23 protein-coding genes and 1 tRNA gene are annotated in these 25,834 nt (G+C 63.5%); 12 read left to right on the top strand and 12 right to left on the bottom strand.

Features of this window, described 5'->3' with window-relative positions:
- Nucleotides 1-53 precede the first annotated feature (53 nt).
- The 3 genes from rplI to rpsF are packed head-to-tail and all read right to left on the bottom strand — an operon-like array spanning nt 54 to nt 1,250.
- Complete coding sequence (rplI, locus tag FHW92_RS13600) at nt 54-647, bottom strand: 50S ribosomal protein L9 (RefSeq protein ID WP_168603806.1); 594 nt, start codon at nt 645-647, stop codon at nt 54-56.
- 12 nt (nt 648-659) lie between these two features.
- The gene (rpsR, locus tag FHW92_RS13595; protein ID WP_127710389.1) at nt 660-884 is read right to left on the bottom strand and encodes a 30S ribosomal protein S18; all 225 of its coding nucleotides are present in this window, start codon (nt 882-884) and stop codon (nt 660-662) included.
- A 3-nt stretch (nt 885-887) separates the two neighbouring features.
- A complete protein-coding gene (gene rpsF / locus FHW92_RS13590) occupies nt 888-1,250 on the bottom strand; it encodes a 30S ribosomal protein S6 (RefSeq protein WP_168603805.1) in 363 nt (120 codons plus the stop codon).
- Between the two features lie 294 nt (nt 1,251-1,544).
- Between rpsF and FHW92_RS13585 the strand changes: the two genes are divergently transcribed.
- Together FHW92_RS13585 and ybaK are read left to right on the top strand one after the other, a co-directional pair.
- A complete protein-coding gene (locus tag FHW92_RS13585) occupies nt 1,545-3,410 on the top strand; it encodes a HAMP domain-containing methyl-accepting chemotaxis protein (protein WP_168603804.1) in 1,866 nt (621 codons plus the stop codon).
- 54 nt (nt 3,411-3,464) lie between these two features.
- Nucleotides 3,465-3,938, top strand: coding sequence for a Cys-tRNA(Pro) deacylase (ybaK, locus tag FHW92_RS13580; RefSeq protein WP_168603803.1), 474 nt, complete (start codon nt 3,465-3,467; stop codon nt 3,936-3,938).
- On the opposite strand, the gene FHW92_RS13575 is transcribed toward ybaK, so the two are convergent.
- A complete protein-coding gene (locus tag FHW92_RS13575; RefSeq protein ID WP_168603802.1) occupies nt 3,935-5,167 on the bottom strand; it encodes a dihydroorotase in 1,233 nt (410 codons plus the stop codon). The two genes, ybaK and FHW92_RS13575, sit on opposite strands and share 4 nt — an antisense overlap.
- Nucleotides 5,164-6,156, bottom strand: a complete 993-nt coding sequence (locus FHW92_RS13570; protein ID WP_168603801.1) for an aspartate carbamoyltransferase catalytic subunit — start codon at nt 6,154-6,156, stop codon at nt 5,164-5,166. Before FHW92_RS13570 ends, FHW92_RS13575 begins: the two co-directional genes overlap by 4 nt.
- A 113-nt stretch (nt 6,157-6,269) precedes the next feature.
- Here FHW92_RS13570 and sppA point away from each other — a divergent pair, with 113 nt between their 5' ends.
- Nucleotides 6,270-8,177, top strand: a complete 1,908-nt coding sequence (gene sppA / locus FHW92_RS13565) for a signal peptide peptidase SppA (protein WP_168603800.1) — start codon at nt 6,270-6,272, stop codon at nt 8,175-8,177.
- 3 nt (nt 8,178-8,180) lie between these two features.
- On the opposite strand, the gene FHW92_RS13560 is transcribed toward sppA, so the two are convergent.
- Nucleotides 8,181-8,594 carry a hypothetical protein gene (locus FHW92_RS13560; protein ID WP_168603799.1) on the bottom strand — a complete coding sequence of 138 codons (414 nt, stop codon included), beginning with the start codon at nt 8,592-8,594 and terminating at the stop codon, nt 8,181-8,183.
- Nucleotides 8,595-8,828: 234 nt separating this feature from the next.
- Here FHW92_RS13560 and FHW92_RS13555 point away from each other — a divergent pair.
- Together FHW92_RS13555 and tig are read left to right on the top strand one after the other, a co-directional pair.
- A tRNA-Leu gene (locus FHW92_RS13555) sits at nt 8,829-8,913 on the top strand.
- Between the two features lie 53 nt (nt 8,914-8,966).
- On the top strand, nt 8,967-10,481 hold the full coding sequence (gene tig / locus FHW92_RS13550; RefSeq protein ID WP_168603798.1) for a trigger factor: 1,515 nt from the start codon (nt 8,967-8,969) through the stop codon (nt 10,479-10,481).
- A 67-nt stretch (nt 10,482-10,548) separates the two neighbouring features.
- On the opposite strand, the gene FHW92_RS13545 is transcribed toward tig, so the two are convergent.
- On the bottom strand, nt 10,549-12,021 hold the full coding sequence (locus FHW92_RS13545; RefSeq protein WP_168603797.1) for a carotenoid oxygenase family protein: 1,473 nt from the start codon (nt 12,019-12,021) through the stop codon (nt 10,549-10,551).
- A gap of 248 nt (nt 12,022-12,269) precedes the next feature.
- Here FHW92_RS13545 and clpP point away from each other — a divergent pair, with 248 nt between their 5' ends.
- Together clpP and clpX are read left to right on the top strand one after the other, a co-directional pair.
- On the top strand, nt 12,270-12,935 hold the full coding sequence (gene clpP, locus FHW92_RS13540; protein ID WP_168603796.1) for an ATP-dependent Clp endopeptidase proteolytic subunit ClpP: 666 nt from the start codon (nt 12,270-12,272) through the stop codon (nt 12,933-12,935).
- Between the two features lie 127 nt (nt 12,936-13,062).
- The gene (gene clpX, locus FHW92_RS13535) at nt 13,063-14,319 is read left to right on the top strand and encodes an ATP-dependent Clp protease ATP-binding subunit ClpX (RefSeq protein WP_168603795.1); all 1,257 of its coding nucleotides are present in this window, start codon (nt 13,063-13,065) and stop codon (nt 14,317-14,319) included.
- 71 nt (nt 14,320-14,390) lie between these two features.
- Here clpX and FHW92_RS13530 read toward each other — a convergent pair whose 3' ends face one another.
- The 4 genes from FHW92_RS13530 to FHW92_RS13515 form a co-directional block, all read right to left on the bottom strand.
- On the bottom strand, nt 14,391-14,546 hold the full coding sequence (locus FHW92_RS13530) for a hypothetical protein (RefSeq protein WP_168603794.1): 156 nt from the start codon (nt 14,544-14,546) through the stop codon (nt 14,391-14,393).
- A 7-nt stretch (nt 14,547-14,553) separates the two neighbouring features.
- Nucleotides 14,554-15,432 carry an EamA family transporter RarD gene (gene rarD, locus FHW92_RS13525; protein WP_168603793.1) on the bottom strand — a complete coding sequence of 293 codons (879 nt, stop codon included), beginning with the start codon at nt 15,430-15,432 and terminating at the stop codon, nt 14,554-14,556.
- 92 nt (nt 15,433-15,524) lie between these two features.
- A complete protein-coding gene (locus FHW92_RS13520; RefSeq protein WP_168604091.1) occupies nt 15,525-16,892 on the bottom strand; it encodes an aldehyde dehydrogenase family protein in 1,368 nt (455 codons plus the stop codon).
- A gap of 201 nt (nt 16,893-17,093) precedes the next feature.
- On the bottom strand, nt 17,094-18,533 hold the full coding sequence (locus FHW92_RS13515) for a protein adenylyltransferase SelO family protein (RefSeq protein ID WP_168603792.1): 1,440 nt from the start codon (nt 18,531-18,533) through the stop codon (nt 17,094-17,096).
- Nucleotides 18,534-18,613: 80 nt separating this feature from the next.
- Here FHW92_RS13515 and FHW92_RS13510 point away from each other — a divergent pair, with 80 nt between their 5' ends.
- The 5 genes from FHW92_RS13510 to FHW92_RS13490 all read left to right on the top strand — a co-directional run bounded on the left by FHW92_RS13510 (nt 18,614) and on the right by FHW92_RS13490 (nt 24,441).
- Nucleotides 18,614-19,480, top strand: coding sequence for an alpha/beta hydrolase (locus FHW92_RS13510; RefSeq protein ID WP_168603791.1), 867 nt, complete (start codon nt 18,614-18,616; stop codon nt 19,478-19,480).
- Nucleotides 19,477-20,619: a glycosyltransferase family 4 protein gene (locus FHW92_RS13505; protein ID WP_168603790.1), complete on the top strand. Its 1,143-nt coding sequence runs from the start codon at nt 19,477-19,479 to the stop codon at nt 20,617-20,619. The genes FHW92_RS13510 and FHW92_RS13505 overlap by 4 nt, the downstream gene beginning before the upstream one ends.
- A 142-nt stretch (nt 20,620-20,761) precedes the next feature.
- Complete coding sequence (locus FHW92_RS13500) at nt 20,762-21,703, top strand: tetratricopeptide repeat protein (RefSeq protein ID WP_168603789.1); 942 nt, start codon at nt 20,762-20,764, stop codon at nt 21,701-21,703.
- A gap of 32 nt (nt 21,704-21,735) precedes the next feature.
- Nucleotides 21,736-23,094: a PQQ-binding-like beta-propeller repeat protein gene (locus tag FHW92_RS13495; RefSeq protein WP_168603788.1), complete on the top strand. Its 1,359-nt coding sequence runs from the start codon at nt 21,736-21,738 to the stop codon at nt 23,092-23,094.
- Between the two features lie 69 nt (nt 23,095-23,163).
- Nucleotides 23,164-24,441: a methyltransferase gene (locus FHW92_RS13490; RefSeq protein WP_349237687.1), complete on the top strand. Its 1,278-nt coding sequence runs from the start codon at nt 23,164-23,166 to the stop codon at nt 24,439-24,441.
- On the opposite strand, the gene FHW92_RS13485 is transcribed toward FHW92_RS13490, so the two are convergent.
- Complete coding sequence (locus tag FHW92_RS13485; RefSeq protein ID WP_168603786.1) at nt 24,438-25,808, bottom strand: glutamate--cysteine ligase; 1,371 nt, start codon at nt 25,806-25,808, stop codon at nt 24,438-24,440. The genes FHW92_RS13490 and FHW92_RS13485 overlap by 4 nt on opposite strands.
- Between the last annotated feature and the right edge of the window lie 26 nt (nt 25,809-25,834).

Genomic DNA, 25,834 nt, shown 5'->3' with positions numbered 1-25,834 from the left:
CGGTTTCCCACGCCCCCCCGATTCTTTCGAGTCCGAAGACCCGCGAAAACCGATTATTCGGCTTCCGCTTCGCCTTCCAGCAGTTCCGCCGGGATTTCGCCGGGTTCTGCATTCGGGTCATAAGCTTCGGTGAAGCCACCCACAGCGTTGTCGAACAGCGCTTCCGAGACGTTGACGCCTTGGGCCTGGAGTTCGGCTTCGTCGGGCGAACGGGCAACGTTCACCTTGACGGTCACCGACACTTCGGGATGCAGAGCAACGCGAACGTCGTATATGCCGATCGACTTGATCGGGCGTTCCAGAACGATCATCGCCTTGGTCACCTTGGCGCCATCGGCGTTCAGGCCATCAGCGATGTCGCGCACCGAAACCGAGCCATACAGATGGCCGGCGTTCGAGGCGGCGCGGATCAGAACCACGCTCTTGCCCTCGACGTCGCCCGACTGGGCTTCGGCCGCAGCCTTGGCTTCAGCGTTGCGCTTTTCGATGTCGGCGCGCTGGGCTTCGAACACCTTGCGGTTGGCTTCGTTGGCGCGCAGCGCCTTCTTGTTGGGCAGCAGGAAGTTACGGGCGTAACCGTCCTTCACGGTGACAACGTCACCGATATGGCCCAGCTTCTCGATACGCTCGAGGAGAATGATCTGCATGGATTTTCTCCCTTACTTCACGAGATAGGGCAGCAGGCCCAGATGGCGGGCGCGCTTGATCGCCTGGCCCAGTTCGCGCTGCTTCTTGGCGGAAACGGCGGTGATGCGGCTGGGAACGATCTTGCCACGTTCGGACATGAAGCCCTGAAGCAGGCGGATGTCCTTATAGTCGATCTTGGGAGCGTTCTTGCCCGAGAAGGGGCAGCTCTTGCGGCGACGGAAAAATGCACGAGCCATGGATCAAGCCTCCTCGCGTTCGCGGCGACGGCTGCGCTCGCGATCGTTCTTGCGCATCTGGACCGACGGGCCAGCTTCCAGTTCATCAACGCGAACGGTGATGAAACGGATGATGTCTTCGTTGATGCCGATCTGGCGCTCCAGCTCGGCGGTGACGCCGGCGGGGGCTTCAACGTTCAGCATCACAAAGTGAGCCTTGCGGTTGCGCTTGATCTTGTAGGCGAGGTTCTTGAGACCCCAGGTTTCGGTCTTGGTGACCTTGCCCCCGTTGGTTTCAATGATCTCGGTGGCGGTGGCGGCAAGCGCATCAACCTGCGCTTGGCTCAGATCCTGGCGAGCCAGGAACACGTGCTCATAGAGAGCCACGGCAGCTTCCTTTTCATCCGTTAACCGATCGCTGGCTTGTCCGCACGATTGCGGGGCCCCTCCGGCTTTCTTCGCATATCATGTGCGCGGGCTGCGAATCCGCACTTTCAGAAGATGCGGCCCTTAGCGAAATCCGCCCCCAAAGCAAGGGTTTTCGCGCGCGGACCTGCCGCTTTCCTGTTCCCGCGCGCGGTCTGGCCCGGCGATAGGTATTTCAACAGGGAGGGGCGCTACGCCGCGCCAACCACTCCTTGCTACTGTGCAATCGGGTGCAGGCAGCGGGATTGAAACGGCATGATCGGTGACAAGGCTAGAATCGGCAGTCGGCTGATCTTTGCCATCGTGGGCCTTGCCATTGCCTTGTCGGCGGCCGCGATTTTCGAGATCCGCTATGGCGGGCCGATCTATCGCAAATATGCGCTGCAGGACGAATTGGTGGCCGATATCCTGCCGCCGCCCGCCTATGTTGTCGAACCCTGCCTTGAGGCCTCGCAGGCCATGCTCCATCCCGAACAGGCAGGGCTGCATCTGCAAAATCTGGCCACGCTGGAAAAGGACTATCTGGCGCGCAAGGCCTATTGGCAGACCGCGCCGATCCCGGCCGATCAACTTGACGTTCTCAAACAGAGCCAGACCCATGCCGATGCTTTCTGGAGCGCGCTGAACGCCCGCTTTGCCCCGGCGGCTCGCATAGGCGACGAGGCCGCGATGCGCCGGGTCTATGATGAGGAACTGGCCCCGGCCTATGCCAAGCAGCATGAGGCTATCCTGCGGCTGGTTAAAATGTCCGCCGATTTCCGCGAGGCGGAGCATCGTTTCGACGACCCGCTGGTGGTTGGGGCATTGGCTCTGGTCGGTATGATGATGGCGCTGGTGGTGGGGGCGATTGTAATGGCGCGCCGGTTCATCGACCAAGGCATCGTCTCGCCGCTGCATGTCACCGCGCAGGCGATGGGGCGCATGGCTCAGGGCGACTATTCCTTTGAGGCCGAAGGACGCGAGCGCGGCGATGAAATCGGCATCATGGCACAGGCCATGGAGGTCTTCCGTCAGGCCGGTCTTGCCCAGAAACAGGCGCAGGTCGAACAGAAACAGGTGGTCGATGCGTTGAGCGGCGCGCTCACCCAGTTGGCAGCCAAGGATCTGGAGCATCGCCTGCACGATGCCTTTCCTCCCGAATACGAGGCCCTGCGCCGGAATTACAACCATTCTGTTTCCTCGCTGATGGATGCGCTGGGCACGGTTCGCGTGGGGGCGGGCGGGGTGATGCGCTCGGTCAGGGAAATCAAGGCCGCCGCCGATGATCTGGCCGGCAGGAACGAGACTCAGGCGGCCAGCCTTGAGGAAACCGCCGCCTCGTTGCGCGCGGTGTCCGAAACGGTTCAGGCCTCAGCCCGGACTGCCGCCGTGGTGCGCGCCGCCACGCAGGAGGCCCACCGTCAGGCCAGCGATGGCGGCGATGTCGTTTCCCATGCGGTTGAGGCGATGGCTGCCATCGAACGATCCTCGCAGCAGATCGGCCAGATCATCAATGTGATCGATTCCATCGCCTTTCAGACCAATCTGCTCGCGCTCAACGCCGGGGTCGAGGCCGCACGCGCGGGCGAGGCGGGGCGCGGCTTTGCTGTGGTGGCCAGTGAGGTTCGCGCTTTGGCCCAGCGCACTGCCGACGCCGCGCGCGACATCAAGAGCCTGATCCACAATTCCTCCACTCAGGTCGAGGCGGGCGTCGATCTGGTCGGGCGCACAGGCGAGCGTTTGCAGGGGATCGTGACCAAAGTCTCGGAAATCAGCGGGCTGATCGAGGAAATTGCCGAGAGTTCGCAGCGGCAGGCGACCAATATTCGGGTGGTCAATGATGCGGTGGGCGATATGGATCGCATGACCCAGCAAAATGCCGCGATGGTTCAGCAATCGACGACATCCACCCGCAATCTCTCGCAGGAGGCCGAGAAACTGGCGCAACTGGTATCCGGTTTCCGCACCCGCGATGCGGCGGTTCGGCGCGAGCGCAGCGATGATCCGGTGCCCTTCCGCCGCCAATCCACGCTGCACCGACCCCGCCCGGTGTCTGAGGCGCGCGCGCGCCCCGCGTCCGAGGCGCATCAGCGCTCATCCGGCCTTGCGCGGGCCGTGGGCGATGACTGGAACGAATTTTAGCATCTGGTCAAAGGTTTGGCGGACGGATAGAGCCAAGGGCCAAGGAGATGCCCGATGGCCAAGGCAACGCGCGCAACGCAATTTCTCGACCGCTCAGGTGTGACTTACACGCTGCACACCTATGATTACGACCCCGACGCCGACAGCATCGGACAGGCCGCTGCGACGGCTCTTGGCGAACCGGCGGGGCGGGTGTTCAAGACGCTTATGGTGCTGGCCGATGGCAAACCGGCCTGCGTGATTGCACCGAGCGACCGCGAGGTGGCGATGAAAAAGGCCGCCGCTGCGCTGGGTGTCAAACAGGCGGTGATGATGAAACCGGCCGATGCCGAGCGGATCACCGGCTATAAGATCGGCGGCATCAGCCCCTTTGGCCAGACCCGCAAGGTTCCCGTGGTGATCGACGCCAGCGCGCAGGAATGGGACAGTATCTATATCAACGGCGGGCAGCGCGGGCTTCAGGTCCGTCTGGCCCCCGATGACGCGATAAGCGCGCTGGGGGCCAGACAGGCCGAAATCGCGGTTTAACCGACCTTCATGCCGCCCTTCCACAGTGCCAGAACCCGGCCCTGTACGCCCTGACCGTCAAACGGGGTATTGCCCGCAGCCGCCGCCATCTTGTCCGAAGAGACAATCCAGGGGCGATCCGCGTCGATGATGGCGATGTCGGCCTGGAGGTCGACTTCCAGCGCGCCTGCGTCCACGCCCAGCAGCCCGGCAGGATTGGTGGCCAGCAGGCGGAAGGCGGCGGCTATGTCGATCACCTCGTCGCGCACCAGATTCATGGTCAGCGGCAGCAGCGTTTCGGCCCCCGCCATGCCCGGTTCGGCATCGGCAAAGGGCAGGCGCTTGTCTTCCGGCCCGCGCGGATCGTGGCCGCTGGTGATCACGCTGATCGTGCCATCACCGATCGCCTCAATCACGGCCTTGCGGTCGTCCTCACGGCGCAAGGGGGGCGAGAAGCGGCAAAAGGTGCGGAAATCGGCCAGAGCCGTGTCGGACAGCATGAAGTGCGCCGGCGTCACGCCTGCCGACACCGCCACACCGCGTTTTTGCGCCGCCCGGATCAGGTCCAGCGCGCCGCGCGTGGTGATCTGGCGGAAATGCAGTTTCGCCCCCGCCATTTCGGCCAGAGCAATATCGCGCGCCACCGCCAGCGCCTCGGCTTCCACCGGGGCGCTGGGCAGGCCAAGGCGGGTCGCCATTTCGCTGGCCGTGGCAACAGCATTGCCGGTCAGGCCGCTGTCCTCGGCATGGGCGATCACGGTCAGCCCCAGCATCGCGCAATAGCGCAACAGGCGCAGCATCGTACCCGAATCGGCGATCCAGTGGCGCCCGGTGGCCACCGCCTTGGCGCCCGCATCGCGCATCAGGGCGATTTCCGCGATGTCGCTGCCCTCCAGCCCGCGCGTGGCGGCGGCAAGCGGATGGACCCAGAGGTCGGGCTTGCCGCTTTGCGCCGCATAGCGCACCGTCGAGGAGCGATCGAGCGGTGGGTTCTGATCGGGCATCAGCGCCGCGCGGGTGATCCCGCCGAAATGCAGCGCGGGCTTATCAATCGCAAACACGCCCAGATCGACCAGACCCGGCGCGATCAACCTGCCGCGCGCATCTTCAACCCGGTCGCCTTCCTGCGGCAAGACATCGGTGCCGATGGCAACGATCCGGTCGCCGTCGCAGCGGATGCCGCCCGCAACCGGCGCACCCTCGCGGCCCACGATCAGGCCGTTGGTGATGGTCAGAGCTGCCTGTTTCATTGCCAGCCCTCCAGCTTGCGCGCTTTTCGAGTCAACACTTCCAGACAGGCCATCCGCATCGCCACGCCCATTTCCACCTGCGTCGTAATCAGGCTGCGCCCTGGCAGGTCGGCCACGTTGGAGTCGATTTCCACGCCCCGGTTCATCGGGCCGGGATGCATGACGATGGCGTCCCCGGCCGCCCGCGCTAGACGCTCCACCGAAAGGCCGTAAAGATGGCGATATTCGCGCGGCGAGGGGATGAACTGGCCGGTCATGCGCTCGTTTTGCAGGCGCAGCATCATGACGACATCGGCGTCTTTCAGCGCGGCGTCAAAGTCATGATAGGGCGTCACGCGCATCCGCTCGATATCGGCGGGCATCAGCGCGGGCGGCGCACATACGCGCACATCGGCACCAAGAGCCGTCAACGCCAGAATGTTCGAGCGCGCCACGCGGCTGTGCAGAATATCGCCGCAGATCACGACTTTCAGGCCGACAAACTCGCCCTTGGCCCGCTTGATGGTCAGCGCGTCCAGCAAACCTTGCGTGGGATGCTCATGCTGGCCATCGCCCGCGTTCAGCACCGGGCAATCAACCTTTTCCGCGATCAACCGCACCGCGCCCGAGCTGGCATGGCGGATCACGATCGCATCGGCGCGCATGGCGTTGAGCGTCATGGCCGTGTCGATCAGCGTCTCGCCCTTCTTTACGCTTGACTGGCCCACCGACATATTGACCACATCGGCGCCAAGGCGTTTGCCCGCGATTTCAAACGACAGCAGCGTGCGCGTCGAATTTTCGTAAAAGGCGTTGATGATGGTCAGTCCGCGCAGGTGATCGACCCGCTTGGTCGGCTGACGGTTCAGCTCCACCCATTGCTCCGCTTCGTCGAGCAGAAAGAGGATCTCATGCGGGGCAAGGCCGGCAAGACCGAGCAGCCCACGGTGCGGGAAGGCCAGAGAGCCCGCAGGGTAGCGGCTCCGGCTGGAGGAGTTTGCTGATGTCATTGAAGAGAGCGCTCTAAACCTGTGCCCTGCCCGGCTCAAGAGGAAAGGGATGCTTTGTCCACTTCTCTGTTGGGCAAATCCTTCGTAGGGTGGGGCAAGACGACGGAGAAGACATGGCTTTTGCAAAATCGGTGTGGCGCCTGCTGGTGGCGATCAAGGATGGGCTGGTGCTGGCCTTGCTGCTGCTGTTTTTCGGCGGGCTGTACGCCGCGCTCTCGGCCCGGCCTGCGGCCCCACAATTGCGTGAAGGGGCACTGCTCATCGAGATGAAGGGCGCGGTGGTCGAGGAATTGCAAAAGACCGATCTGCAAAGTGTGCTGACGGGCAATGTGGGCGACCCGGAACTGCGCGAGCGCGACGTGATTCGCGCGCTGCGCGGGGCGGCCACCGATGAAAAGATCAAGGCCGTGGCCATCGACATGAGCAAATTCGGCGGCGCGGGCTTTGTCCATGCCGTTGAAATCGGCGATGCGATGGATGTGGTGCGCAAGGCGAAGAAGCCGGTGCTGGTCTATGGCACGATGCTGGGGGATCGCGGGTTGCTGATCGCATCCCATGCCAGTGAGATCTGGATCGACCCGCTGGGCGGCGCCTATGTCGAAGGGCTGGGCGGACAGAATCTCTATTTCGCCAAGCTGCTGGAACGGCTGAAAATCTCGGCGCATGTGTTCCGGGTGGGGACGTACAAGGATTTCGTCGAGCCTTATATTCGAGATTCGATGTCCGAACCCTCGCGTGAGGCGCGCAAAGCGCTGCTCGACACGATCTTTGCCCAATGGCGCGAGAATGTGCTCAAGGCCCGCCCCAAGGCGCAGGTCGATAAGGTGGTGGCCGATCCGGTGGGGTGGTTCAAGGCCTCAGGCGGGGATGCGGCCAAGGCCTCGCTGGCGGCGGGGCTGGTGGACAAGATCGGCACGCGCGCCGAATGGGGCGATGCGATTGCCAAGATTGCGGGCGAGGACAAAGCGGGCGATGAAGTCCCCGCTCCGGGCAGTTTTGCCCATACGACGTTGGCGGCATGGCTGGCGGGCCATCCGGTCAAAAAGGATGGCCGCGCCATCGGCGTGGTGACGGTGGCGGGCGAAATCACCGATGGCAAGGCAGGTCCCGGCAGCGCCGGGGGCGAGCGGATCGCCAAGCTGATTGATGCGGCCTCGACGCAGAAGCTGGCCGCGCTGGTGGTCCGGGTGGATTCGCCGGGCGGGTCGGTAACGGGATCGGAGGCCATTCGCGCCGCGATCCTGCGGCAAAAGGCGCGCGGGGTGCCGGTGGTGATCTCGATGGCCAATGTCGCGGCCAGCGGGGGCTATTGGGTCTCGACCTCGGGCGCCAAAATCTTTGCCCAGCCCGGTACGATTACGGGGTCGATCGGCATCTTTGCCGTGATCCCCAGTTTCGAGCGCGCGCTGGAGGGCTGGGGCGTCAAGGGCGATGGTGTGCGCACCGGGCCTTTGGCCGGGCAGCCCGATGTGTTGACCGGGCTGACGCCGGAGATCGAGCAGATTTTACAGGCGAATATTGAGTCGGGCTATGGCCGCTTTGTCGGTCTGGTCGCCGCCTCGCGCAAGAAAACGCCCGACGAAGTGGACCGGATCGCGCAGGGCCGCGTCTGGGATGGCGGCACCGCGCGTCAGATCGGGCTGGTCGATGGGTTCGGCGGGCTGGATGCGGCGCTTGCCGATGCGGCAGGGCGCGCCGGGATCAAGGATGGCGCTTGGCATACGGTCTGGCTGGGCGATGAGGTCGGCCCGGTTGACCAGATCCTGCGCCAGTTCGGCGCGCAGGATAATGAAGCGGGCAGTGAGGATGATGCCGCCCTCGATTGGGTCGGCATGGTGACCCAGCGCCAACGGGCGCGTCTCGCCTCGGCAGTGGTCGGGGTGCAGCGGTTGATGGCGGTGCGCGGGGCGCAGGCCTATTGTCTGGAGTGCGAGGCGGGCGTTGTTGATCACTCTGGGGCCGGCCAGATGGGCCAGACCCGCTCGTGGCTGATGGTTCTGGCCCGCTGGCTGGCTCTCTAGCGCTTACCGGGTGGAGCGGGGATGGGCCGCTTCTATTTCGGCCAGAACGGTGGGGCGGTCCTGACGGGCCGCCTCGCGCAGCGCATGGTTGATATCGCCCAGAGCGCGGCCTGCCGCCTGTTGCACATGGCGGCTGTCGTCATCGCAGGGGCCATGCAGCGTGCCATTCGCCTTTTTGACCACCGGCAGCCGGGTGGCAAAGGCCCCGTCGCCCAGCCGCCTTTCGACAATCAGTTGCGCCTGCCAGTGGCATGAGCGTTCGTGGCCGCGAGTGGGCGCATGAACGCCCCGAGCCTCGGTGCGCAATTCGACATGGGCGCGGTAATGCAGGTCTATCGCGCGGTCCCGATAGGAAAGCGTTTCGGAATGGGTGGCGGCCCCGGCCAGCGCGGCTGCCGCCATCAATATGTCAAGCATGGTCACCTCCTGCGTATCGGCCTGTATGGTTTGTTGTCTCAGGCCTGATCGCAGGTAGGCTTGGCGCGTTTCTCGCCCGTTGCTGGACGGTAAAAATTGCCGGTTAAGGGCTTTGAACGCGGCAATAGGGCGCGCCGATACGCGGTTTACGCGCGATCTGCGTTTGGGCGCTTGCCCTTTTGGTCCAAGCTCTCTAAGGCCCCCCATCTGAATTTGACGTAGCTTCGTCTTCATGCGGGCGTGGCGGAATTGGTAGACGCGCTGGTTTTAGGTACCAGTATCGTAAGATGTGGGGGTTCGAGTCCCTTCGCCCGCACCAGTCTTCCGCCCCGTGCAAGCGACAGTTGCGAGTTGGGAAGGCGTTGAATTATCATGCAGATTGTCGAAACCACCAATGAGGGTCTGAAGCGCGGCTTCACCGTGACGATCCCGGCTGGCGTCATTGCCGAAAAGATCGAGAGCGAGGTCGTCAAGATCGCTCCGCAGGTGCAGCTGCCCGGTTTCCGCCCCGGCAAGGTGCCCGCGAATCTGGTCAAGAAGCGCTTTGGCGCGCAGGTTCATCAGGATGTGCTCTCGCAGACCATCCGCGAAGCGCTGGACAAGCTGGTCGCCGACCACGCTCTGCGTCCCGCCACGCAGCCCGATGTCGCGCTGGGCGAAGGCTATGAAGAAGGCAAGGACGCCGAGCTGACCGTCAGCCTCGAAGTGCTGCCCGTGATTTCGGCCCCCGACCTGTCGGGCCTTAAGCTGGAAAAGCTGGTCGTTCCGGTCAAGGACGAAGCCGTTGACGAAGCCGTCACCCGCATCGCCTCGTCGGCCAAGCGTTTCAGCGACGCCGAAGAAGGCAAGGAAGCCGAAACCGGCGACCAGCTCATCATCGACTTCGTGGGTAAGCTGGACGGCGTTGAATTCGACGGCGGCAAGGCTGAAGATGCCGCGCTGGAAATCGGCGCCGGTCGCTTCATCCCCGGTTTTGAAGAACAGCTCGTCGGCGCCAAGGTTGGCGACGAGAAGGTCATCACCGTGACTTTCCCTGAGGAATATCAGGCCGCTCACCTCGCCGGCAAGGAAGCCACCTTCGACATCACCGTCAAGTCGGTGAAGGTTGCCGGTGAAACCGTGATCGACGACGAATTTGCCAAGAGCCTGGGCCTGACCGATCTGGATCAGCTCAAGGGCCTGCTGCGCGGTCAGCTGGAAGGCGAGACCGAAGGTCAGACCCGCACCCAGATGAAGCGCCAGCTGCTCGACATTCTGGCCGATGGAGCCGAATTCGACGTGCCGCCCAGCATGGTCGAAGCCGAATTCAACCAGATCTGGCAGCAGCTGACCCAAGAAGCCGCGCGCGAGGAAGACCCCGCTGCTGCTCTGGCCGAAATCGAAGCCGAGAAGGAAGACTATCGCAAGATCGCCGTGCGTCGTGTGCGCCTCGGCCTCCTGCTGTCGGAAATCGGCCAGGCCAACGGCGTGGAAATCACCGCCCAGGAATTCCAGATGCTGGTATCGCAGGCTGCGCAGCAGTATCGTCCGGAAGACCGTCAGCGCTTCGTCGAATACGTTCAGTCCGAACCGATGGTCGCCGCCCAGCTGCGCGCGCCGCTCTATGAAGAGAAGGTTGTCGACTTCCTGTTCGACAAGGCCGAAGTCACGACCCGCGAAGTGACCAAGGAAGAGCTGCAGGCCGCAATCGAAGCCGAAGAAGGCGAAGCTGGCCATGTCCATGGTCCCGACTGCGACCACGGCCACGAAGAAGAAAAGCCTGCCGCCAAGAAGAAGGCTGCGCCCAAGAAAAAGGCTGCTGCCGAGGGCGAGGAAGCGGCTGAAGCTGCTCCCAAGAAGAAGGCTCCGGCCAAGAAGAAGGCTGCCGAGGAACCGGCTGCTGAATAAGCGGCTGGCTTCAGCCTGATGAAAGGCCCGCTTCCCGGATAGGGAGGCGGGCCTTTTCGTTTATGCTTCAGGCAAAAGTCGCATATTTGCGGTCGTCGCACCAATTGCCGTGCAGGCCCGATTTCAGGCGGAAAGGCAGCTTGGCGCGGCCCACCGGCCCATCCTCCAGCCTTTGCGCGTCCAGCACCACCAGATCGGAATAGTTGGTCACCAGATTGTCGACCACGGCGATGATCCAGCCGTCACCCTCGGGGGAATCGGGCGAGCGGGGGACGAAGCAGGGCTCCTGGATCATGCAGTGCGGCCCGGCCCACCAGCTGTCCTGCGCGCCGGTGGCATGATCGATATGGCCGATGCGGTTCATGCGGAAGCCCGAAGCGCGCGCGCCGGGGAAGTCCACCGGCATTTCCGGGTCCATCACCAGCATATAGCCGTGGGCGTAGGGCTGGCCGACATAGCGTTCGTCGATACGAGGGAATTCGTCGATCCAGTTCGAGAGCTGCTCGACCTTGAGGAATTCATCCGACTTTGACGCCAGATCGACCGTCCAGCGGGTGAGGAAGGGGCGGGCGGCGATCGGGTCGAACGGCGCGCCGTGGATGTCGGGGAAGAAGGGGAAGCAATTGCCGACCGCCTCGGGCGTGTCGAAATGGATCTTCGTGCCATCCTCAAAGGCATTCATCACATGGCTGGCAAAGATTGTTTTGGGCGCCTTGAACCAGCGAATGTCCTTGCCCGAAACGCCCGGACCGCGCGGCAGGATGCCCAGATAGACCGGCAGCGTGGTGTCAAAGCCGAAATGCGGCAGGCCCGCTTTCAGTCGGTCCCAATTGCTGGTCGAGGGTACGATATGGAACACGGCGTAATGCTCGGTGATCGCATAATCGTGCATCATGCAATAATAGGGCGCCTCGAAGAAGGTCTCGTAGAGGACGTTACCCTGCGGGTCGATTTCGAAGAACGAGCAGTCGCGCGTCAAAAGGCCCGTGGCGGCATAGCCGAAATTGCAGAAATTGCCGGTGACCGGATCAATCTTGCCATGGGCGGAAAAGGTCTGGTTCTTTAGCTTGCCGTCGAAGAAGGTGAAGCCTTCGGTCTCCAGCGTAAGCGGGTCCATGACAAGGGCGGGGCCATCTTCCTTCATCGCGAGGAGCTTGCCCGCATGGACCATGACATTGGTGTTGGTGGTCGAGCGGATCTGGCCCTTGACCTCGTCATCATCGGTCAGCGGATTGCGATAGGCGCCGAACAGGGCGCGGCCTGCGGCGCGCTCCAGCTTGAACTTGTCTGTATGGGCATAGCGCTGTTTGAAATCGACCTTGCCGCCGCGAAAGCGGAACAGGCTGACCATGCCGTCGCCATTGAAAAACTGGTCATCGGCAAATTTCGGGGGAAATTGCGAATCGGGATGCACGCGGTGAAACGTGCCGTTCATCGATTCCGGGATTTCGCCCTCGATTTCCATGTCCAGAATGTCGCATTCCAGCCGGACCGGGCGCAAAATGCCGGTAAAGCTGCGGGTGTCGGGGAAATGAGCCATGTTTTTCCTCTCCGGTTCGGACCGTTTGTGACGGCATTTTGTATGTTATACATATAATATCCAAACCTCGGGTCAAACCTGATCTGGGTCAAATGGCAAAAATGACGGGCGAATTTGTCGGCCACCGGCCATGCCGGGGGGCGAAGATTAACCCAAAAGCAGTCCCTCTTCGTCCAGGGTGCGGTTAAGCCACTTGAACATTGCGGCGCGAGACGCGACATAGGCGTGGCAGACAAAGAGGAAATTTCATGATCGATCTGTTCGGACGCAACGATGCTCAGGGCAAATTCAGTGTTGATCCCGTGACGGGCGCGTTGATCCCCGTGGTGGTGGAACAGTCCAGCCGGGGCGAGCGCAGCTTTGACATCTATTCGCGCCTGCTGCGCGAACGCATCATTTTCGTCACCGGCCAGATCGAGGATCATATGGCCAGCGTGATCGTGGCCCAGTTGCTGTTCCTCGAATCGGAAAATCCGACCAAGGACATCAGTATGTACATCAACTCGCCCGGCGGCGTGGTGACGGCGGGCCTGTCGATCTATGACACGATGCAGTACATCAAGCCCAAGGTTTCGACCGTGTGCATCGGTCAGGCCTGCTCGATGGGCAGCTTCCTGCTGGCGGCGGGCGAACCGGGGCAGCGAATCGCTCTGCCCAACGCGCGCATCATGATCCACCAGCCCAGCGGCGGCGCTCAGGGCATGGCATCGGATATCGAGATTCAGGCCCGCGAAATCCTGCGCATCCGCGCCCGGATGAACAATCTTTACGTGAAGTTCACCGGCAAGAGCCTTGAGGAGATCGAGGCCGCCATGGATCGCGATACCTTCCTTGAGGCCGATGAAGCGCTCAAGTTTGGTTTGATTGACAAGGTGTTTGAGCGTCGCCCCGATGCGGATGGCGCAACGGCCTGATGATGAAACCCGCGATGGTGACACTGTTTCAGCTTGGGATGGTGCCCATCGGGGGTATTGAATTTGGCGCTCGCGTGGCTAGGTTGGCATTATTGTCAGGCTCCACGCGGGCCATTTGGGAAAAAGCATGACGAAACTGAGCGGATCCGACGCCAAGAGCACCCTGTACTGCAGCTTTTGTGGCAAGAGCCAGCATGAGGTGCGCAAGCTGATCGCGGGCCCGACCGTGTTCATCTGCGATGAGTGCGTCGAACTGTGCAATGATATCATCCGCGAGGAAACCAAGGGCGGCATCGCAGGCAAGCGCGATGGCGGCGTGGTCAGCCCGCGTGAGATTTTCGAGACGCTCAACGATTATGTGATCGGCCAGGACCGCGCCAAGCGCGTGCTGTCGGTGGCGGTGCATAACCATTACAAGCGCCTGAAGCACAGCGGCAAGGGCGGTGATGTTGAACTGTCCAAGTCGAACATCCTGCTGGTGGGCCCCACTGGTTCGGGCAAGACGCTGCTGGCCCAGACACTGGCCAAGACGTTCGACGTGCCCTTCACCATGGCCGACGCCACCACGCTGACCGAAGCCGGTTATGTGGGCGAAGACGTGGAGAACATCATTCTCAAGCTGCTGCAGGCAAGCGACTATAATGTCGAAAAGGCGCAGCAGGGCATCGTCTATATCGACGAAATCGACAAGATCAGCCGCAAGGCCGAAAACCCCTCGATCACCCGTGACGTGTCGGGCGAGGGTGTGCAGCAGGCTCTGCTCAAGCTGATGGAAGGCACCACCGCCAGCGTGCCGCCGCAGGGTGGGCGCAAGCATCCCCAGCAGGAATTCCTGCAGGTGGACACGACGAACATCCTGTTCATTTGTGGCGGTGCCTTTGCGGGCTTGGAAAAGATCATTGCCGACCGCCTGCAAAAGCGTTCGATCGGGTTTGGCGCCCATGTCGCTGACCCCGAAAAGCGCAAGGTGGGCGAACTGCTTCAGAAGGCTGAGCCGGAAGATCTGCAGAAGTTCGGTCTGATCCCCGAATTCATCGGCCGTCTGCCGGTGATCGCCACGCTCAACGATCTCGACATTCCCGCGCTGGTGCAGATCCTGCGCGAGCCCAAGAATGCGCTGATCAAGCAATATGCCAAGCTGTTCGATCTGGAAAACGTCAAGCTGACCTTCACCGACGATGCGCTCGAAGCCATCGCCAAGAAGGCCATCGAGCGTAAGACCGGCGCGCGGGGCCTGCGTTCGATCGTCGAAGGGCTGCTGCTCGACACGATGTTCGACCTGCCGACCGAGAATGATATTGCCGAAGTGGTGGTGGACAAGGATGTGGTCGAAGGCCGCAAGGAACCTGTCCGCGTGCTCAAGGGCAAGGAAGAGGCGGCCTGATCTCAGGTTGAGCGAGGATAAAGGAAAGGGGCGGGGGCCATATCGGCCGCCGCCCCTTCTATTTGGACCTTTCAGCCTTCGCCGGCCTTGCGCCGCGCTGCCATGGCCATCAGCCGGGCGAGACGATCCGGCGGCAGCACCTCGGCCGGATTGGAGTTGGTGGCGAATTGCGGAATATCGGTGGGCAGGGTCACCCATGGCATCGCCTCGCTGACATAAATGCTCACGTCCTCCTTATCGCCGCCGCCACATATCCCAGCTGAACACCGCCAGCGCGGCCCAGATCAACACGAAACTGGCCAATTGGGCCGATTGCAGCGGCTCGTGAAACAGCAGCAGGCCCTGAAAGAACACCAGCGTGGGGGCCAGAAACTGGACAAAGCCGAGGATCGAATAATTCATCCTCTGAGCTGCCATGGCAAACAGCACCAGCGGCACCGCCGTGATTACCCCCGACATGGCCACCAGCGCGTCATGCACCCCGTTGCCTTGACCCAGCGTGATGCCCAAAGGCCCATGGCCCAGCGCAATCATTGCCACGCCGGGCAGAGCCAGAATCCCCGCCTCGATCGACAGGCCGGGCAGCGCGGCCACCGGCGCCTTTTTCCGCACCAGACCGTAGCCCGAGAAAGTCGCGGCCAGCGCCAGACTCCATCCCAGCGTTTCGGCCGCGCCCGAGGCCAGAATCACCACGCCCACCGCCGCCAGCGCCACCGCCACCCATTGCGCCCGACTCAGCTTTTCGCCCAGCAGGAAGGTGCCCAGCACGACATTCATCAGCGGGTTGATGTAATAGCCAAGGCTGGCGGCAAAGATATGCCCTTGCTGGATCATCACGACATAGGTGGTCCAGTTGGCCCCGATCAGCAGCGCCGAAGCCGTCAACGTCATCACCTTGCGGCGGTCGCTCAAGGCCGCCCGCAAGGCCGCTCCCTGACGCAGCACGACAAGCGCCAGCGCGCATGCGGGCAGGGTGAACAGGGTGCGCCAGCCCACGAATTCAAACGGAGGCACATCATGCACCTGCCGCAGATAGAGCGGCAGCAACCCCCAGATCAGATAGGCGGCAATGGCATAGGGCATGCCGTCATTGCGGGTTTCGGGCTGCGTCATGTTCAATCCTTTCGCCCTGCTCCATGGCGCAAGAAAGAGTTCAGCGCATCCCGAAATTGGCGATCAAATCATACAAATGTCAGATTTCGGTCTTAGATTTCGGGGGCAAAGCCCGTGCCGATCATCGCGCGCGGATGATCCATCTCGGCCGAGCTGACCGGATAGGCGCAGGAATCGGCCTCGTAATAACCACCGGGGCGAAAATTGCCCGACAGGCCGACGCCGCCCGACGGCACGCCGGGCAATTCGGTGATGGTCGCCCGGTTCCAATGCGTCAGGCCGGTGCGGACATTGGCCCAGAAGCGGTTATATTCCTCCTGCGTCCCCCCGATCAGCGCCGAAACCAGCCCATAGCGCGTGGCATTGGCCTGGGCGATGGCGGTGTCGAAATCGGGAACGCGGATGACCTGCAGCAGCGGGCCGAACAATTCCACATCGGGCCTTTCGCGCATGTCGGTGACATCGATGATTGCCGGGCTGATAAAAGGTCGCTGCGGGTCGAGGCGGGCCATATGCTTGATCGGCCGCCCCCCGCGCGACATCAGCCAGATGAAGCTCTGCACCAGCCCATCGGCGGCGCGATTGTCGATCAACGGCCCCATGAAGGGCGTGGTCTCATCACTCGGCGCGCCGCAGATGATCCGGTCGGCCAGACGCTTGACCGCCCCCAACAAGGGTTCGGCCATCGCCTCACGCACAATCAGGCGGCGTGCGCAGGTGGCCCGCTGGCCCGAGGCGGTAAAGGCGGATTGGACGACCAGCATCGCGGCATCCTCGATCTGGGGCGTATCCCAGACCACGATGGCATTGTTGCCGCCCATGTCCAGCGAGAGCAGCTTGCCCGGCCGTCCGGCAATTCGCCGCGCCAGATTTTGCCCCACTTGAGTCGAGCCGGAAAAGAGCACGCCATCGACACCATCATGCGCGGCCAGATCCATCGCCGCCTCGCCCTGCGCCACGGCGATCTGAACGATATTGGCAGCCAGCCCCGCGCGTTTGATGCAATCCTCGATCAGCAAGGCGGTGGGAAGGGCGCGGCTGGAGGGTTTGAAGACAACCGCATTGCCCGCCAGAATCGCTGGCGCGATATGCGAGAGCGGCGTCAGCATTGGTTGGCAGAATGTGGTGATGACGGCCAGCACGCCCATCGGCTTGTGTCGCACGGCCACCGCGCTATTGGCCCCGCTTTCATGCCGCCGGTGGGCGCAGCGGTCGGCATAGGCGCGCACGCAGCCATCGACGCGGGCCAGCGCGGCCTCGACCTCGGCAAAGCAGTCCCACATTGGCCGACCGGTGTCGCGTGCGATGGTTTCGGCAAATTCCTGCGATCGCTGGCGCAGCGCCCCGGTCAGGCGGCGCACCGCATCGACCCGCGCGGAAAGCGGCTGGCAGGCCCATCCGGTATAGGCGACGCGCGCAACCGCGATCTGGGCCTCAAGATTGGTGGGCCAGGTCTGCATCAGCACCGCGCCGCTGGCCGGATCGCGCGAAATCACGGGATCAGGTGTGTCATCGGGCAGGGGGGCAAGGGCGATGGCTGACAAGATGGCTTATCCGAAAGGGGGCAGGCGGCGTTGGGCGGCGCCACGATTGCCAAGTCTAAACCAATCTAGGTTGGCAAATTCTTAATGCCCCCTTCCGTGTATCGGCTCCGCTGTCGCTTAAGCCATTGATGCAGAAACATGTCCTGCGAGGATGGGCGGTTCGCCCAAGGCATCGCCCAGCGCTCGTATGGCCGCGATGTGGCGATGGAGCGGGTCCCAGTCATCATCGCGGTCGATGGCGAGCCAAAGGGCCTCGACGGTTTCGATATGATTGTCGGGGGCGGGAGTCTGCCATGCGGGATGCGCACGGGCATCGGCAACGGGCGTATAATCGCCCAATACCCCGGCCAGCGGCGAGCCTTCACGCAGCAGCGCCCGTGCCTCATCCGGCGCGCCGCGGAACAGGTGGAAGAAAGCATCGGGCGACATCTGCTCTTCGCGCATATGCGCGCCCGCCGCCGCCAGCAGCGCGCCGTCCTGTTCATCGCCCAGCGGTTGCAGCCCGATCCGCCACAGCACCCGTCGCGCCAGCGCCGCCTGATACAGCCCATCGAACCGGTCTAGCGCGGCGATCAACGGCGCCGTATCCGCCACCAATAACCGCAGCGACACCGCTAATTGCCCGCAATTCCATTTGATCGCCTCGGCCTGTTTGCCAAAGCGATAGCGGCCCGCATGGTCGAAATAGGCGGCGGTAAAATCGGCATCCCATCGCGGCAGCCAGCGCCACGGGCCATAGTCGAAACTTTCGCCCGAAATGTTCATATTGTCGGTGTTCAGCACGCCATGGACAAAGCCCGAGGCGACATAGGAAGCGGCCATATCGGCAAGCCGCTCGACCACCTGATGCAGCAGGATGATCGCGGGTTGGTCGCGGCCCGGCGCATCGGCGGGCGGCGGCGGGCCAGGAAATTGCGTCAGCGCATAATCGACCAGTTCGGCCATATGCTCGGCTTCCTCCAGCACCAGAAGGCGTTGGAACGTGCCGATGCGGATATGGCCATGGCTCATCCGTACCAGCACCGCTGATCGGGTGGGCGAGGGCTCATCGCCGCGCCACAGCGCCTCGCCGGTTTCGATCACGCTGAAAGTCTTGGAGGTGTTCGCGCCCAAAGCCTCCAACATCTCGGTTGCCAGAATTTCGCGCACCGCCCCCTTAAGCGTCAGGCGGCCATCGCCCTGCCGGCTCCACGGCGTCTGCCCCGAACCCTTGGTGCCAAGGTCGATCAGGCGTCCGGCGCCATCGCGCATCTGCGCAAACAGAAACCCGCGTCCATCGCCAAGTTCTGGATTATACACGCCAAACTGATGACCATGATAGCGCAGCGCCAGAGGCTGGGGCAGATTGCCGTCCAAAGGCGCGAACCGTCCGAAATGTGCAACCCACCCCGCATCGTCGAAATCCGCCAGCCCGACGCCCCGCGCCCAGCGGTCATTGCGCCAGCGCAGCAGGCCTTTCGGAAAGTCGGCGGGCGCAACCGGATCGCCCAGCCATGGGGCCAGACTGAGGATTTGCGGATCGGGGGCGTAGGCATTCGCTTGCGGTTCATGGCGCATGGGGCAATAAGTGGGCGCACAAGCGGCGGGGCGCAAGCCATGCCTGTGCAAAATTGCGATAAGGAAGCGCCCGCAAGGCCATGAACAATTTTACCGATCAATTCTGGCAAAGCCCGGATGGGCTGCGTTTGCACTATCGAGATTACGCCGGACCCGAGGATCGTCCGGTGGTGGTCTGTCTGCCGGGTCTGACGCGCAACGCACGCGATTTCGAAGGGCTGGCGGGGCGGATCGCGGGGCAATGGCGGGTATTGTGTCCGGACATGCGCGGGCGCGGCGATTCGCAATATGCCAAAAATTCGGCCACTTATAACCCGCTGCAATATGTTCAGGACATCAACGCGCTCTTCGATGAATTGCGGATCGAGCGCTTTGTGGTGGTCGGCACCTCGCTGGGCGGGCTGATGGCGATGCTGTTGGCGATGATCGACGCCAAGCGGCTTGCGGGCGCTGTGCTCAACGACATCGGTCCGGTGATCGAGCCATCCGGCCTTGCCCGCATCCGCGATTATGTGGGGCAGGGGCGCAGCTTTCCGACATGGATGCACGCCGCTCGCGCGCTGGAGGAGGAGCAGAGCACATCCTTCCCCGATTATGACGTGCATCAATGGCTGGCCATGGCCAAGCGCGTGATGACGGTGGGCCAGAACGGTCGCATCGTCTATGATTACGACATGAAGATCGCCGAGCCTTTCGAACGCCCCGGCGGCGAGGCGGGGGTTGATCTGTGGCCCGGCTATATGGCGCTTGCCGGAAGGCCTTTGCTGCTGCTGCGCGGGGAATTGTCGGATCTGTTGTCCACCGAAACGCTGGGCGAAATGGCGCGGCGTATTCCCGATGCCGTTGCGGTCAGCGTGCGCCGGGTCGGTCATGCGCCCACGCTGGATGAACCCGAAGCGGTGCAGGCCATCGAGCGCCTGCTGGAACGGGTGGCGCAACAGGCATGAGTGTCAATCCCTTGCGTGTCCTGCATCTCCATTCCAGCTTTAACCCCGGCGGCAAGGAACTACGCTGCGTTCAGCTGATCAACGCCTTTGGCGCGGGGGTGGCCCATACGATCGTCTCGGCCATGCCCGATGCGATGGAGGCCGCGCGCCGCATCATGCCCGGCATCCGCTGGCAGGCAGGCACCGACTTCCCTTCGCTTCAGGGCAAGCCAAGCCCCAAGCGTCTGATCGCGCTGGCCAGCGCGATGGCCGATTATGACCTCGTGCTGACGTATAATTTCGGCGCGATGGATGCGGTTCTGGCCCATACTCTGTTTGCCCAGATCCTGCGCCTGCCGCCTTTGATCCATCATGAGGACGGGTTCAACCAGGATGAGGCGGTCAGCCTGAAATCCAGCCGCAACTGGTATCGCCGGATCGCGCTGGGCCGCGCCAGCGCGCTGGTGGTCTGTTCGCAGCGGTTGGAGGGCATTGCGCGCGGCGTGTGGCAACAGCCTGCGGGCAAGGTCCACCGCATCCCCAACGGCATCCGCACGGCTGCCTATAACTCCAGGCCGCGCCCCGATGCTTTGCCCCGCGTGATCAAGCGCGAGGGGGAATTGTGGCTGGGCACACTGGCGGGACTGCGGCCGGTGAAGAACCTGCCGCGTCTGGTACGCGCCTTTGCCGCCTTGCCCGAACCGTGGCAATTGGTGATCGCAGGCGATGGGCCGGAACGCGAGGCGATCCGCGAGGAGGCGCTGCGGCTGGATATTGCGCACCGGGTCCATCTGCCCGGCCATGTCGGCGATCCGGCCAAGGTGGTGGGTCTGTTCGACCTTTTCGCGCTGTCATCGGACAGCGAGCAGTTCCCGATCAGCGTGGTTGAGGCGATGGCGGCTGGACTGGCCGTGGTCAGCCCGGATGTGGGCGATGTCGCGCCGATGCTGGCGGCAGAGAACCGGCCCTTTATTGCCCCGGCGGGCGATGAGGCCGGCTTTGCCGCTCATATGGCGCATCTGGCCGGGGATGCGGATCTGCGCCGCACGGTGGGCGCCGCGAATCGCGCGCTGGCTGTGGCCGAATATGACGAAGGCGGGATGATTGAGCGCTACCGCGCGCTTTACGCAAGGGCGATGGGGCGCAATAGTTTCCCATGATTGCCGATCTGTTGCCCAGCCATTGTTAACCTGCCGTCTCATTGCCGTTGAAAAGCCCGGCCCATCCGCTAAACGGCAGTTTCGTTTTTTTACACGCGGTGTGACTTTTTCGCCCGCATCGATGATCAGGAAGTGAAGTCCCTTGGCCCTGCGTCCTACTCCTCCTCAGACCCGCGCCCAGCAACTGGCCGCACAACAGGCCCAGCAGGGCGACGCTTTCCTGCGCGAGGTGGAGGACGCGCTGCGCGAGGATCAGATGATGTCGGCGGTCCGCCGCTATGGCAAGCCGGTGGGCGCCGGGCTGGTGCTGGGTCTGGCGGCGCTGGGCGGCTATCTTTGGTGGGGCCACCATCAGGAGCAGCAAGCGGCCACGCGTGCCGAGCAGCTCACCATCGCGCTGGACCAGATCGAGGCGAGCCGCACGGACCTGGCCAACAAGACGCTGGACGGTCTGGCCGCAGGCGGCGATTCCGGCTCGGCGGTGGTCGCGCGGCTGGTCGAGGCGGGCTTGCTGGTCACTCAGGGCAAGGCTCAGGACGCCGCCACGCGTTATGCCGCCGTGGCCGCCGACGCCAATGCGCCGCAGACCTACCGCGATTTCGCCACGTTGCGTCAGGTCTCGCTGAACTATGACCAGATGAAGCCCGAAGAGGTTGTCGCCAAACTCAAGCCTCTGGCCGCACCGGGCGCGCCGTGGTTTGGCGCGGCGGGCGAATTGCTGGGTCTGGCCTATCTGAAGCAGGGCAAGAAAGAACTGGCCTCGCCGCTGTTCGGCGCGATTGCCAAGGACAAGGACCAGCCCGAAAGCCTGCGCGCCCGCGTGCGTCAGGTCGCCAGCCAGTTGGGCTTTGACGCGGTGGACGATGTGGCCCGCCCGATCGAGATGAACGCGCCCCAGCCGGGCGCCGCGCCTGCGGCGGCCGCGCCGGTTGAGGCTGCTCCTGCGTCGGCTCCGGCCCCTGCGCCTGCCAGGGCGGCCGCCTCGGCCAAGGCGGCAAAGGTCGCCACGCCCGAAATCCCCCTGATGGTGGGCAAGCCCGGTGCGGCAACGCCTGCTGCGGCTCCTGCCTCTACCCAGCCCTGATCCATTCCTGACGGACCTTAAGGACCTGCCTCATGAAGTCTCTTGCCTCCTTCCGTCGTAATCCGGGCCGCGTCCTGCTGTCGGTGGCGCTGATCGCCGCGCTGTCAGCCTGCGGCGGCGGGCCCAAGCTGGGCCGCAAGCCCAAGCCGACCACGCCCACCACGGGCAAGCGCGAGCCGATCCTGAGCCGCGTCGAATCCTCGGCGCAGGCGGATATGGATATTGCCACGATGGCCGTCGTGCTGCCGCTGGCCCAGCCCAATGCCGAATGGGCCCAGCCGGGCGGCTCTGCCTCAAAAAGCTATGGCAATCTGGCGCTGGGCGAAAATCCCAAGCCGATCTGGCAAGTGCAGGTGGCCGGTTCGAACGTGCGGCGGCGTCTGGGTGCGGCTCCGGTTGTTGGCGGCGGCTCGATGTTCGTCTTCGACACCGATGGCGTGCTCCATGCCTTTGATGCGGCCACGGGCGCGCCGCAATGGACCCAATCGCTCAGCGTCACGGGCGGCGCGGGCGAGGCGGTGTTCGGCGGCGGTGCTTCGTATGACTCTGGCCGCGTCTATGTGACGACCGGGGTGGGCGATGTCGCCGCGCTGGACGCCAAGACCGGCAAGATCGCATGGAAAGTGCGCCCCGGTGGCCCGCTGCGCGGCTCGCCCACGGTGGCCTTCGGCGCGGTCTATGTGATGACGCAGAACAACGAGATCCACGCGCTGAAAATCGAGGACGGCACCGGCCTGTGGCAGGAATCGGCCTCGCTGGGCGCCACGGGCGTGTTCGGCGTGGCGGCCCCTGCGGCAGGTCAGGGCTCGGTGGTGGCCGGTTTCTCGACCGGTGAACTGATCGCCTATCGTTATGAAAATGGGCGGACGCTGTGGAATGACGCTCTGGCGCGCACCTCGCTTTCGACCATGGTGGGCGTGCTGACCGACATTGATGCCGATCCCATCATCGACCGCGGCCGCGTTTATGCGCTGGGTCAGGGCGGGCGTATGGCCGCCTATGAACTCGTCACCGGCCAGCGTCTGTGGGAGCTCAATCTGGCGGGTATTTCGACCCCGGCGATTGCGGGCGACTGGATCTTTACGCTGACCGACGAAGCCAAGCTGCTGTGCATCGCCAAGAACAGCGGCAAGGTGCGCTGGGTGGCCCAGCTCAACCGCTGGACCAAGCCCAAGAAGAAGGAAGGCCCGATCTTCTGGACCGGCCCGGTGCTGGCGGGTGATCGCCTGTGGGTGGCCAACAGCCGGGGCGAGGTCCATGTGGTGAGCGCGATGGACGGCGTTTCCAAGTTCTATACCGAGGTCAAGGCGCCGATCACGCTGGCCCCGATCGTGGCCAATGGCATCCTTTATCTGCTGGACGATTCCGGCCGGATTACCGCTTTGAAGTAAGCGTTTCCGCAGTCTTAACCAGTGGCTGCTAGGGCTGGCGGAATGGATTGTTCCGCCAGCCCTTCTGTTGTGGCCAGACCGCAAAGCGATGTTTCCGCCGGTGTCGGGCTGGTGGGGTTGGCTGTGTTGGTGGCCTGGGTGATGGTTTGCCGGTCATGGCCGATGGTGGCGGCCGCGCTCGATCTGGGCGGGCCGCGCGAGCCTTTGGCCGGGCCCTATGCGGCGGTTTTGGCGCTGGCGCTGTCCTCGGGTGCGATGGCCTTGTGGTCGGTGCTGGTGGACAAGGTGCATCGGCGGGTCTCGACCGGCATCGACTGGGCCCATCCTCGCCCCTTGCGCGATGTGCTGGGCATCAGCGCGGTCAAGCTGGTGGGCCTGTGGGCGACATGGGCGGTGATCGGCACGGCCTACTGCGTTTTCCGCTTTTACTGGCAGGAGCCTTGGCTTTTCGGCATCCGCCTGATCGGCTTGGGCGTGGTGCCGATGGCTTTGCTCTCGGTGCCCTATGTGCTGTGGCTGGACCGGGTGCTGATTGATCCGCGCGATGGGGCGTGGCATTGCGGGGCGTGGGTTCTGGGCCGGGATGGGGCCGATGGCGGCCAGCTGCTGCTTCATACGCGGCGCTGGGCGGTGAAGGGGTTTTTCACGGCCTTCATGTTCTCGATCCTGCCGGGCGGCTTTGCGGCGGTGGTGCATGTGGACGGGGCCGCGCTGGGCGATCCGGTGGTGCTCGTCAACTGGCTGATCACCTGGCTGTTTATGATCGACGTGCAGATCGGCACGGCGGGTTATCTCTTCACGCTGCGCCCGCTCGACGCGCATATCCGCAACGCCAATCCCTATCTGGATGGCTGGGTGGCGGCGTTGGTGTGCTATCCGCCGTTTATCATGATGGGGGGCAATGGACCGCTCGACTATCATCCCGGCACGGCCGAATGGTCGCAATGGCTGGCCGGGCATGAATGGGCGCTGTGGGGCTGGGGGGCGTGGCTGGTGGCGTTGACGGGCGTTTATGCCTGGGCCACGGTGGTCTTTGGCCTGCGCTTTTCCAATCTGACCTATCGCGGGGTCATCACCCATGGACCTTATCGGCTGACGCGCCATCCGGCCTATGTGTCGAAAAACCTGTTCTGGTGGTCGGTGACGCTGCCTTTTCTCAGCCCCACCGGATCGCTGGTCGATTGCATCCGCAACACCGCGATTCTGGCGATGGTCAGCGCGGTCTATTGGTGGCGAGCCAAGACCGAGGAGCGGCATCTGTTGGCGCAGGACGCCAAATACCGCCAATATTGGGCATGGGCCGAAACAGGCGCGCCGATCACGCGCCTGCTCAAGCGGATAGTTTAGAAACTGGCTTCGTCGTAAACGCGGCTGAGATCGCCGCCCCATTCGCCGCGATAGCGGTCCAGCCAGAGCTGAGCCGGAACCTTGCCGCTGGCCACGATTTCGTCGAGCGGGTCGAGATAGCGCGTTTCATCCGCGCCCTCGCCATTCAACCGTGCGCGCGATTTCAGACCGGCGCGGGCAATCGCCAGTACTTCGCCTGCGATGTCGCCCAACCGGCCCCCGGCAATCGGCGCATCCAGCGCCTGCTTGGGCACGCTGGAGCGCAAAGTCTCGCGCTCGTCCATGCTCCAGCCCTTGACCAGATCCCATGCGGCATCCAGCGCGCCCTGATCGTAGAGCAGGCCGACCCAGAGCGCGGGCAACGCCACGATCCGTTCGACCGGCCCGCCGTCGGCCCCGCGCATTTCAAGGAAGCTCTTGAGGCGAACTTCGGGGAAGGCGGTGGACAGGTGGTCCTGCCAGTCGCCAATCGTCGGGCGCTCGCCGGGCAGGGCGGGCAGTTGGCCATTCAGGAAGTCGCGGAAGGACTGGCCCGCAGCATCGATATATTTGCCATCGCGGAACACGAAATACATCGGCACGTCGAGCATGTAGTCAACATAGCGCTCGTATCCGAAGCCATCCTCGAACACGAAGGGCAACATGCCCGTGCGCGCCGGATCCGTGTCCGACCAGATATGGCTGCGATACGAGAGGTAGCCGTTGGGCTTGCCTTCAAGGAAAGGCGAATTGGCGAAAAGCGCGGTGGCCAGCGGTTGCAGCGCCAGCGAAACGCGGAACTTCTGCACCATGTCGGCTTCGCTGCTGTAATCCAGATTGGTCTGGATGGTGCAGGTGCGCAGCATCATGTCCAGCCCCATCGACCCCACGCGCGGCATATGGCGCAGCATGATGTCATAGCGGCCCTTGGGCATGACGGGCAGGTCTTCGCGGCGCTTGTCCGGGTACAGGCCAAGGCTGAGGAAGCCAAGATCGCTGGCCGCGCCCACGGCCTTGACCTGATCGATATGGCGGCGGGTTTCCGCGTCGGTCTGGTGCAGGTTTTCCAGCGGCGCGCCCGACAATTCGATCTGGCCCGCCGGTTCAAGGCTGACCGCCCCATCACTACCCTTGAGGGCGATGACATTCTCGCCCTCCATGATCTCGCTCCAGCCATAGGGCTTCAGTCCCATCAGCAGGTCGCGGATGCCGCCTGCCTCGTCATAGGCGGGGGCGTGCCGGTCGGGGCCGCGATAGACAATCTTTTCATGCTCGGTGCCGATGCGCCATTGGGCGCGCGGCTTCTCACCCTCCTGCATCGGAGAGGCAAGTTGATCCAGCCCGGTAATCAGGGGATCATGCTGGTCGGTCGCTTCGCGAGTGCTCATGGCGCGACTTCCTAGTGGGCCAAACG

This window comes from Novosphingobium sp. SG707 (assembly GCF_012275515.1).
GTDB lineage: Bacteria > Pseudomonadota > Alphaproteobacteria > Sphingomonadales > Sphingomonadaceae > Novosphingobium.
The sequence above is the reverse complement of the archived record's forward strand: the minus strand, read 5'-3'. Positions and strand labels throughout refer to the sequence as shown.

Excerpts from the sequence above, each read along its gene's own strand:
- rplI (WP_168603806.1), bottom strand. The coding sequence starts at position 647 with ATGCAGATCATTCTCCTCGAGCGTATCGAGAAGCTGGGCCATATCGGT.
- rpsR (WP_127710389.1), bottom strand. The coding sequence starts at position 884 with ATGGCTCGTGCATTTTTCCGTCGCCGCAAGAGCTGCCCCTTCTCGGGC.
- FHW92_RS13585 (WP_168603804.1), top strand. The coding sequence starts at position 1,545 with ATGATCGGTGACAAGGCTAGAATCGGCAGTCGGCTGATCTTTGCCATC.
- ybaK (WP_168603803.1), top strand. The coding sequence starts at position 3,465 with ATGGCCAAGGCAACGCGCGCAACGCAATTTCTCGACCGCTCAGGTGTG.
- FHW92_RS13575 (WP_168603802.1), bottom strand. The coding sequence starts at position 5,167 with ATGAAACAGGCAGCTCTGACCATCACCAACGGCCTGATCGTGGGCCGC.
- FHW92_RS13570 (WP_168603801.1), bottom strand. The coding sequence starts at position 6,156 with ATGACATCAGCAAACTCCTCCAGCCGGAGCCGCTACCCTGCGGGCTCT.
- sppA (WP_168603800.1), top strand. The coding sequence starts at position 6,270 with ATGGCTTTTGCAAAATCGGTGTGGCGCCTGCTGGTGGCGATCAAGGAT.
- FHW92_RS13560 (WP_168603799.1), bottom strand. The coding sequence starts at position 8,594 with ATGCTTGACATATTGATGGCGGCAGCCGCGCTGGCCGGGGCCGCCACC.
- tig (WP_168603798.1), top strand. The coding sequence starts at position 8,967 with ATGCAGATTGTCGAAACCACCAATGAGGGTCTGAAGCGCGGCTTCACC.
- FHW92_RS13545 (WP_168603797.1), bottom strand. The coding sequence starts at position 12,021 with ATGGCTCATTTCCCCGACACCCGCAGCTTTACCGGCATTTTGCGCCCG.
- clpP (WP_168603796.1), top strand. The coding sequence starts at position 12,270 with ATGATCGATCTGTTCGGACGCAACGATGCTCAGGGCAAATTCAGTGTT.
- clpX (WP_168603795.1), top strand. The coding sequence starts at position 13,063 with ATGACGAAACTGAGCGGATCCGACGCCAAGAGCACCCTGTACTGCAGC.
- rarD (WP_168603793.1), bottom strand. The coding sequence starts at position 15,432 with ATGACGCAGCCCGAAACCCGCAATGACGGCATGCCCTATGCCATTGCC.
- FHW92_RS13520 (WP_168604091.1), bottom strand. The coding sequence starts at position 16,892 with ATGCAGACCTGGCCCACCAATCTTGAGGCCCAGATCGCGGTTGCGCGC.
- FHW92_RS13515 (WP_168603792.1), bottom strand. The coding sequence starts at position 18,533 with ATGCGCCATGAACCGCAAGCGAATGCCTACGCCCCCGATCCGCAAATC.
- FHW92_RS13510 (WP_168603791.1), top strand. The coding sequence starts at position 18,614 with ATGAACAATTTTACCGATCAATTCTGGCAAAGCCCGGATGGGCTGCGT.
- FHW92_RS13505 (WP_168603790.1), top strand. The coding sequence starts at position 19,477 with ATGAGTGTCAATCCCTTGCGTGTCCTGCATCTCCATTCCAGCTTTAAC.
- FHW92_RS13495 (WP_168603788.1), top strand. The coding sequence starts at position 21,736 with ATGAAGTCTCTTGCCTCCTTCCGTCGTAATCCGGGCCGCGTCCTGCTG.
- FHW92_RS13485 (WP_168603786.1), bottom strand. The coding sequence starts at position 25,808 with ATGAGCACTCGCGAAGCGACCGACCAGCATGATCCCCTGATTACCGGG.